The 1626-nt window shown below is 31.4% G+C and carries 3 protein-coding genes; 2 read left to right on the forward strand and 1 reads right to left on the reverse strand.

The features are described 5' to 3' along the window. Positions 1 to 31: 31 nt before the first annotated feature. Complete coding sequence (locus tag V7024_RS24125) at positions 32 to 526, reverse strand: GNAT family N-acetyltransferase (protein WP_335524605.1); 495 nt, start codon at positions 524 to 526, stop codon at positions 32 to 34. 180 nt (positions 527 to 706) lie between these two features. Between V7024_RS24125 and V7024_RS24130 the strand changes: the two genes are divergently transcribed. Continuing rightward, positions 707 to 1276 (forward strand): DJ-1/PfpI family protein, encoded by a 570-nt coding sequence (locus V7024_RS24130; RefSeq protein WP_335524607.1) that lies wholly within the window; start codon positions 707 to 709, stop codon positions 1274 to 1276. 91 nt (positions 1277 to 1367) lie between these two features. Beyond that, positions 1368 to 1562 (forward strand): DUF4083 family protein, encoded by a 195-nt coding sequence (locus tag V7024_RS24135; RefSeq protein WP_335524609.1) that lies wholly within the window; start codon positions 1368 to 1370, stop codon positions 1560 to 1562. Positions 1563 to 1626 lie beyond the last annotated feature (64 nt).

The following is a 1626-nucleotide window of genomic DNA, read 5'->3' on the forward strand; positions in this document are numbered from 1 at the left end:
AATTAACACTATTAATTAACAGAGTCTTTAGTTATGAAACGATGTATTTATAAAACTTTTTATCTACTTGCATGACAGGGAAATTTGTAGGTAATTTATCAATTTCTATATTTTCAAAATGATGCTTCTCGTAAAACCTATGGGCCGCTACAAACTGTAACGTCGTTCCTAAGTATATTTCTTTCACTTCTTTTGTCTTTGCCCATGCAATCGCATTATGTAATAAAAGACTAGCTGTTTGAAATATTTTACCTCTATACTCTTTTTGTACAAACATTTTTCTCAATGCTACTTGACGATTTCCAATATCTAAAAGGGCGATAGTGCCTACAACTTCTCCTTGATAAAGCGCAACCCAAAAATTACCGTTACCAGATTGGTAAGTGCTTTCTATGCTAAGTAAATCAGGTTGATCCTCTTTTGAAATAGGTATATTGTATTCATCTTGTTGGATAGAAAGAATTAAATCTAAAATTTGAGATTGATAATCAGAGGAGTATTCTTTTAAGGTAAGGTTTTCATTCATATATAACACCGTCCGACATATTGTATTTTCATTACTGCTTTCATTATATAAGATTTCATATTGATTATTCTAACAATTCGTTAGTGAAAACCTTCGTAATTTAATCTGAAAGTGCCAGATAGGGATGTTGAAGGTTGTATTAGTAATTGAATAACAAATAGAAAGGATAGAGATTATTGCATGAAAAAAGTATTGTTTCTTGCTTATCAACAATGCGCTGATTTTGAAATAGCCCATGCATTATTTTTGCTTAGAAAAATGGGGGAAGCGAAAATTACTACCGTCTCCGTTGATGGTAAACCAGTAGAAAGTATCGGTGGGTTATGGACTCAAGTCGAAGCTTCTTTATCTGAAATTAAAGTAAATGAATTTGATCTAATCCTTATTTCTGGAGGAGATGGTGTTCATGAAATAGTAGATGAGGAAATGGTTAGTAAGATATTAATGAACGCCTTTAACTTACATATTCCGATTGCTTCTATATGTGCTTCCGCCATTTTGTTAGGAAAAGCAGGGATACTTAACGGTAGAAAATTTACGTGTCTTCAGCATACATATGAGAATAACAAAGCCCTGTTTGAAACATCGGTATATACAGGAACAGATATTGAAGTGGAAGACACGATAATATCTGCAAAAGGTACTGCGTTTGTAGAATTTGCAGTAGCTGTTTGTCAAGTAATGGACTTGTTGACAGAGAAAGAAAAATTAGATTCAACTTTAAAGTTTTGTAAGGGGATCTCTTCTTAATTTAACAATTTTGTTTAATGCAACTGTTTAAAAAGAAAAAATAGCGTCATTTCATATTAACAAAGAAGAAATAGAAAGGATCGACGGAAGAATGGATATTTTTTCAATTGTAAACATTGTTTCAATTATTCTTTTCTTCGCTTTAATACTGTTATTTTTTATTTCATTTGGTGCGTTTATACGATCACGACTCATCAATCAGTCTAATCAAAGAGCTTCTTTAGTTGAAATTGAGAAGAAGTTAGATAGAGTTATTGAGATGTTGAAGGAGAAAGAGAAAAATTGACAACATGCTTGATAAAACAAGTAAGAAAATATATGAAATTAGAAAAGAACGAGTAATTTGGATA

The organism is Bacillus sp. JJ864 (genome assembly GCF_036963045.1).
Lineage (GTDB): Bacteria > Bacillota > Bacilli > Bacillales > Bacillaceae_G > Bacillus_A > Bacillus_A pseudomycoides_C.

Bases quoted from the DNA above. Each gene is read 5' to 3' on its own strand.
- V7024_RS24125 (WP_335524605.1), bottom strand. From the start codon at position 526: ATGAATGAAAACCTTACCTTAAAAGAATACTCCTCTGATTATCAATCT.
- V7024_RS24130 (WP_335524607.1), top strand. From the start codon at position 707: ATGAAAAAAGTATTGTTTCTTGCTTATCAACAATGCGCTGATTTTGAA.
- V7024_RS24135 (WP_335524609.1), top strand. From the start codon at position 1,368: ATGGATATTTTTTCAATTGTAAACATTGTTTCAATTATTCTTTTCTTC.